Raw genomic sequence first — 6,485 nt, forward strand, 5'->3', positions numbered from 1 at the left:
TGTGACGGCAACCCTTTCGGAGACGTTGACGCTGCTGCTCATCGAGGACGACGACGGTGACGCCTTCCTGGTTGAGGAGCTGCTCAGGCAGGCGGAGGCCCCACCGAAGATCACCTGGGTGCGCAGCCTGCGTGAGGCGCGCGCCAGGCTGACCGGTGAGATCCAGTGCGTGCTGGTCGATCTGTCGCTGCCCGACGCGAGCGGCCTGGAGGCGCTGCGCGAGGTGCTGGCCCTGGCGCCGCACGCCGCGGTCCTGGTGCTGACCGGGCTGCGCGACGTGCACGTGGGCGTGGCGGCGGTGCAGGCCGGCGCGCAGGACTACCTGGTCAAGCAGGACGTCGACGCGCGCTTGCTGGCCCGGGCGGTCCGCTACGCGATGGAGCGCAAGCGGGCCGACCTGGCCCACCTCCGGCTGGTCGAGGCTGAGCTGACGGCCAAGGAGAACTCCCGGCTGGAGAGCGGCCTGCTGCCGGTGGCGATGCTGCGCACGGACGCGATCGAGCACGCCACCCGCTACCTGCCGGGCAGCCAGGGCTCGCTGCTGGCGGGCGACTTCCTCGACACCGTGCAGACCGCCGACGGCGCGGTGCACGTCGTCGTGGGCGACGTGTGCGGGCACGGTCCCGACGAGGCGGCGCTGGGCGTGGCGCTGCGCATCGCCTGGCGCACGCTCGTGCTGGCCGGGCAGACCGGTGAGACGATGCTGCGCACGCTCGACACACTGCTGCGGGCCGAGCGCAAGGCGCCGGAGATCTTCACCACGCTGTGCACGGTCACCATCGCGCCCGACCTGCGTCGCGCCACGCTGCGGGTGGTCGGCCACCCGCCGCCGGTGCTGGTGCGCGACGGCGTGGTCGAGGCGGTCGGCGGCGCGCCGTCAGGCCCGCCGCTCGGCATCTTCCACGACGCCGCATGGACGACCATCGACGTCGCGCTCGGGGAGGAGTGGGCGATGCTGCTCTACACCGACGGCCTCATCGAGGCCACCGCCGGTGGGGGTGACGGGCAGCTCGGCGTGGACGGCCTGGTCGGCCTCGTCCGGGACCACGGCGGGGTGGACCTGGACCGGCTGATCGGCCACGTGGGAACGCTCACCGACGACCTCGCCGCGGTCCTGGTCCGTAGGAGGCCCGCGTGACCATCAACCCGCTGCCGGCGCCGAGGAGACCCGACGGGCTGGGCCGGCTGCCGATGGGCCGCTGGTTCGTCGTCATCGGCGTGACCGCGACCCTGGTGCTGACGGCCGGGGTGGTGCTGACCGCGCTGCTGATCGAGCAGGTGCGCGAGGCCCGGCCGCGGCCCCAGGTGGAGGTGCTGCTCGACCGGCTGTACGTGGCGCTGGTCGTCCTGCTCCTGATCGTGATCGTCGCCGCGGTCCTGCTCGCGGCCGTCGTCCGCTACGTGGTGCTCAGGCCGATCACCCGGCTCACCGAGCAGGTGCGCCGGGTCGCGGCGGGCGACTTCGACCACCGCCCGAACGTCGCCCGGCCGGCGGAGCTGGCCGAGCTGGCGAGCCATGTCGACGCCATGCGCGAGCGGATCGTGACCGCCTGGCGCACGGCGGAGGACCAGGCGGCCGAGCTGCGCAGGTCGAACGGCGAGCTGGAGCAGTTCGCCTACGTGGCCAGCCACGACCTGCAGGAGCCGCTGCGCAAGGTCGCCAGTTTCACGCAGATGCTGGAGCAGCGCTACGGCGACCGGCTGGACGACCGGGCCCGGCAGTACATCCACTACGCGGTGGACGGCGCCAAGCGGATGCAGTCGCTCATCAACGACCTGCTCGACTTCTCGCGGGTGGGCCGGGTGAGCGGCGAGCGGACGGCCGTCGACGCGGGCGCGGCGCTGGCGGCGGCGCTGGACAACCTGGCCGGCGCCGTGGAGGACACCGGCGCCGTCGTCACCTCGGGCCCGCTGCCGCGGGTGGTGGGCAACCGGCTCCAGCTCACCCAGCTCTTCCAGAACCTCGTGGAGAACGCCATCAAGTTCCGCTCCGACGAACCGCCGCGCGTCCACCTCACGGCCGGCCGGGCGGGCGGCATGTGGGAGTTCGCCTGCTCCGACAACGGGATCGGGGTGGAGCCCAGGTACGCCGACCGCATCTTCCTCATCTTCCAGCGGCTCCACCCGCGGGACGTCTACCCGGGCACCGGCATCGGGCTGGCGCTGTGCCGCAAGATCGTGGAATATCACGGGGGCCGCCTCTGGCTCGACGGCGACGCCGCGGGACCGGGGGCGACGTTCCGCTGGACCCTGCCCGCCGCCGGAGACGACGAATGATCGAGTGGCGCCCCATCGAGGTGCTCCTGGTCGAGGACGACCAGGGCGACATCCTGCTGACGCGCGAGGCCTTCGAGCTGAACAAGCTGCGCAACCGGCTGCACGTGGTCAACGACGGCGAGCAGGCGATGACGTTCCTGCGCCGCCAGGACGCGCACAAGGACGCGCCGCGGCCGGACCTGATCCTGCTGGATCTCAACCTGCCCCGGATGGACGGCATGGAGGTGCTGCGGGAGATCAAGGACGACCCCGACCTGCGCACCATCCCGGTGGTGATCCTGACCACCTCGGAGGCCGAGGAGGACATCCTTCAGGGCTACCGCCTGCACGCCAACGCATATGTCGCCAAGCCGGTGGATTTTGACGCTTTTATCCGGGTTGTCCGGCAGATTGATGATTTTTTCGTCTCGGTGGTTAAGTTGCCGAACCCGGGGAACCGGCTCTGACGGGCCGACGTGACAGGAATCACAGCGGGTCATCGAAAAAGTGAGTGACCCTGCTCACAAATGCCCGCGCGGGCGTCGTAACGTATCCCCCACCAATGCGCGCCCGAGCGGAGATGACGGCCCGCGGCACGCGCACCGAGCGAGATATCCCGGACCCGAGGCGAGCAGGGTCCGCGGGAGGTGGAGAGGTCCCCGATGACCCAGACGACGCCCGACACACCCACCAGAAGGCAACGTGCGCAGATCAGGGTGCGCACGCTGCGCACCGACCGATGGTGGCTGTCCCCGCTGCTGACCTTCCTGGGGCTCAGCTCCTTCCTCGTCTACGGCGTGTGGGCGATCTTCGATTCCAGCTACTACGTGCCGGGCTCGGAGTACATCGCCCCGTTCTCGTCGCCCTGCCTGGCGACCTCGTGCCCCGAGGGCGCGCGCTTCCTCGGCCTCGCACCCTTCGGCGACTGGTACACGCTCCCGCCCGGACTGCTCATCCTCGGCCTGCCCGGCGGCTTCCGGCTGACGTGCTACTACTACCGCAAGGCGTACTACCGGTCGTTCTGGCTGTCGCCGGCCGCCTGCGCCGTGCAGGAGCCGCACGGGAAGTACACCGGCGAGACCCGCTTCCCGCTGATCGCCCAGAACATCCACCGCTACTTCCTCTACGCGGCGATCCTCATCGGCGCGGTCCTCAGCTACGACGCGATCCTCGCGCTCGTCCACACGCCCCTCGGCCTCGGCTCGTGGATCCTGCTGGTCAACGCCGTCCTCATCTGGTGCTACACCCTGGGCTGCCACTCCTGCCGGCACATCACCGCCGGACGGCTCAACCACTTCTCGCGTCACCCGCTGCGCTACAAGGCCTGGACGCTGGTCTCGAAGCTCAACGCCCGGCACCAGCAGTTCGCGTGGGCGTCGCTGTTCTCGGTGATGGGCGCCGACCTCTACGTCCGCCTGGTCGCCAAGGGCGTCATCGCCTTCCCGTTCGCGTAAGGAATCTTCAGTGGAAATCGAGCGTCACGAATACGACGTCATCGTCATCGGAGCGGGCGGCGCCGGGCTGCGAGCCGCGATCGAGGCCCGCCAGCAGGGCAAGCGCACGGCGATCATCTGCAAGTCGCTGTTCGGCAAGGCCCACACCGTCATGGCCGAGGGCGGCGCCGCCGCCGCGATGGGCAACGTCAACCCCGACGACAACTGGATGGTGCACTTCCGTGACACCATGCGGGGCGGCAAGTTCCTCAACAACTGGCGGATGGCCGAGCTGCACGCCAAGGAGGCCCCCGACCGGGTCTGGGAGCTGGAGGCCTGGGGCGCGCTGTTCGACCGCACCAAGGACGGCAAGATCAGCCAGCGCAACTTCGGCGGCCACGAGTACCCCCGCCTGGCGCACGTCGGCGACCGCACCGGCCTGGAACTGATCCGCACCCTGCAACAGCGCGTGGTGGCCCTGCAGCAGGAGGACCACGACAAGCACGGCGACTACGAGGCCTACATCAAGGTCTTCGCCGAGTGCACGGTCACCCGCCTGCTCAAGGACGGCGACCGCATCTCCGGCGCGTTCGGCTACTGGCGCGAGACCGGCAACCTCGTCGTCTTCGACGCCCCGGCCGTCGTGCTGGCCACCGGAGGCATCGGCAAGTCGTACGTGGTGACCTCCAACTCGTGGGAGTACACCGGTGACGGTCACGCCCTGGCGCTGCTCGCCGGAGCCAACCTGATCAACATGGAGTTCATCCAGTTCCACCCCACCGGGATGGTCTGGCCGCCGTCCGTGCGGGGCATCCTCGTCACCGAATCGGTCCGCGGCGACGGCGGCGTGCTGCGCAACTCCGCCGGTGAGCGCTTCATGTTCAACTACATCCCCGAGGTGTTCAAGGACAAGTACGCCACCACCGAGGACGAGGCCGACCGCTGGTACACCGACCAGGCCAACAACCGCCGCCCGCCGGAGCTGCTGCCCCGTGACGAGGTGGCCCGCGCCATCAACGCCGAGGTCAAGGCCGGACGCGGCTCGCCCCAGGGCGGCGTCTTCCTCGACGTCTCCTCCCGGCTGCCGGCCGAGGAGATCAGAAGGCGGCTGCCGTCGATGTACCACCAGTTCAAGGAACTGGCCGACGTCGACATCACGGCCGAACCCATGCAGGTGGGCCCGACCTGCCACTACATCATGGGCGGGGTCGAGGTCGACGCCGACACCGGCGCCGCCGCCGTGCCCGGCCTGTTCGCCGCGGGCGAGGTCTCCGGCGGCATGCACGGCTCCAACCGCCTGGGCGGCAACTCGCTGTCCGACCTGCTGGTCTTCGGCCGCCGCGCCGGCGCGGGCGCCGCCGCCTACGTCGACGCGCTGCCCGCCCGGCCCAAGGTGGCGCCCCAGCTCGTGGACGAGGCACGCGCCGAGGCCCTGGCTCCGCTGGAGCGCTCCGGCGAGAACCCGTACGAGGTGCACAGCGAGCTGCAGCGCACCATGAACGAGCTGGTCGGCATCATCCGCAAGGCCGAGGAGGTGCAGGAGGCCCTGGAGGTCGTCGAGAAGCTCAAGGAGCGGGTCCGGCTCGTCGGCGCGGCCGGGTCGCGCATCTACAACCCCGGCTGGCACCTGGCGCTCGACCTGCGCAACATGGTCCTCGTCTCGGAGTGCGTGGCCCGCGCCGCGCTGTTGCGCGAGGAGAGCCGCGGCGGCCACACCCGCGACGACTTCCCCGGCATGAGCCCGGAGTGGCGCCGCAAGCTGCTCGCCTGCTCCACCACCGACGGCTCGTCGATCACCGTCACCGAGCAGGAGCAGCCGTCGATGCGGGACGACCTGCTCACGATGTTCGAGCGTGACGAGCTGAGCAAGTACCTCACCGACGAAGAGATGGCCACGTTCGACGGGATGGCGAAGTCATGAGCTACAAGGCAAAGTTCAAGGTCTGGCGTGGTGAGGGCGGCGAGGGCAAGCTTGAGGACTTCACCGTCGAGGTGAACGAGGGCGAGGTCGTCCTCGACATCATCCACCGTCTGCAGGCCACCCAGGCGCCCGACCTCGCGGTCCGCTGGAACTGCAAGGCCGGCAAGTGCGGCTCCTGCTCCATGGAGATCAACGGCAAGCCGCGGCTCGGCTGCATGACCCGGATGTCCACCTTCGCGGAGGACGAGACGATCACGGTCACCCCGATGCGGACCTTCCCCGTCATCAAGGACCTGGTCACCGACGTCTCGTTCAACTACCAGAAGGCCCGCGAGATCCCGTCGTTCACGCCGCCCGACGGGGTGCGGCCCGGCGAGTACCGCATGGAGCAGATCGACGTCGAGCGGTCCCAGGAGTTCCGCAAGTGCATCGAGTGCTTCATGTGCAACAACGTCTGCCACGTGATCCGTGACCACGAGGAGAACAAGCCGGCCTTCGCCGGGCCCCGCTTCCTCATGCGGATCGCCGAGCTGGACATGCACCCGTACGACGTCGCGGACCGGCAGGAGTCGGCCCAGCAGGAGCACGGGCTCGGCTACTGCAACATCACCAAGTGCTGCACCGAGGTCTGCCCCGAGCACATCAAGATCACGGACAACGCGCTGATCCCGATGAAGGAGCGCGTCGTGGACCGCAAGTACGACCCGCTGGTCTGGCTCGGCGACAAGATCTTCCGCCGCGCCAAGTCCTAGCCTCCGTCCCACCGGCCGGGGGGGGGGGGGGGCGCGCCCCCCCCCCCCCCCGCCGGGGGGGGCCCCCCCCCCGCCCGCGCCCGCGGGGGGTGGCGGGGGGGTGGGGGATGGCTGGCGCCGCGG

6 protein-coding genes are annotated in these 6,485 nt (G+C 70.2%); all 6 read left to right on the forward strand.

Features of this window, described 5'->3' with window-relative positions:
- Position 1: 1 nt before the first annotated feature.
- The 6 genes from ACGF0J_RS17520 to ACGF0J_RS17545 all read left to right on the forward strand — a co-directional run bounded on the left by ACGF0J_RS17520 (position 2) and on the right by ACGF0J_RS17545 (position 6,362).
- Positions 2-1,138 carry a PP2C family protein-serine/threonine phosphatase gene (locus ACGF0J_RS17520; protein ID WP_393146844.1) on the forward strand — a complete coding sequence of 379 codons (1,137 nt, stop codon included), beginning with the start codon at positions 2-4 and terminating at the stop codon, positions 1,136-1,138.
- On the forward strand, positions 1,135-2,277 hold the full coding sequence (locus ACGF0J_RS17525) for an ATP-binding protein (protein WP_393146846.1): 1,143 nt from the start codon (positions 1,135-1,137) through the stop codon (positions 2,275-2,277). Before ACGF0J_RS17520 ends, ACGF0J_RS17525 begins: the two co-directional genes overlap by 4 nt.
- On the forward strand, positions 2,274-2,723 hold the full coding sequence (locus ACGF0J_RS17530) for a response regulator (RefSeq protein WP_393146848.1): 450 nt from the start codon (positions 2,274-2,276) through the stop codon (positions 2,721-2,723). The genes ACGF0J_RS17525 and ACGF0J_RS17530 overlap by 4 nt, the downstream gene beginning before the upstream one ends.
- Positions 2,724-2,918: 195 nt before the next feature.
- Positions 2,919-3,710: a hypothetical protein gene (locus ACGF0J_RS17535; RefSeq protein WP_393146850.1), complete on the forward strand. Its 792-nt coding sequence runs from the start codon at positions 2,919-2,921 to the stop codon at positions 3,708-3,710.
- Between the two features lie 10 nt (positions 3,711-3,720).
- Entirely contained in the window at positions 3,721-5,610 is a 1,890-nt protein-coding gene (locus ACGF0J_RS17540; protein WP_393146852.1) for a fumarate reductase/succinate dehydrogenase flavoprotein subunit, read from the forward strand.
- Entirely contained in the window at positions 5,607-6,362 is a 756-nt protein-coding gene (locus ACGF0J_RS17545) for a succinate dehydrogenase/fumarate reductase iron-sulfur subunit (protein WP_393146854.1), read from the forward strand. Before ACGF0J_RS17540 ends, ACGF0J_RS17545 begins: the two co-directional genes overlap by 4 nt.
- Positions 6,363-6,485 lie beyond the last annotated feature (123 nt).

Origin of the sequence: Nonomuraea sp. NPDC047897 (assembly GCF_043204415.1) — a bacterium.
In the GTDB taxonomy this organism is placed as follows: Bacteria; Actinomycetota; Actinomycetes; order Streptosporangiales; family Streptosporangiaceae; genus Nonomuraea.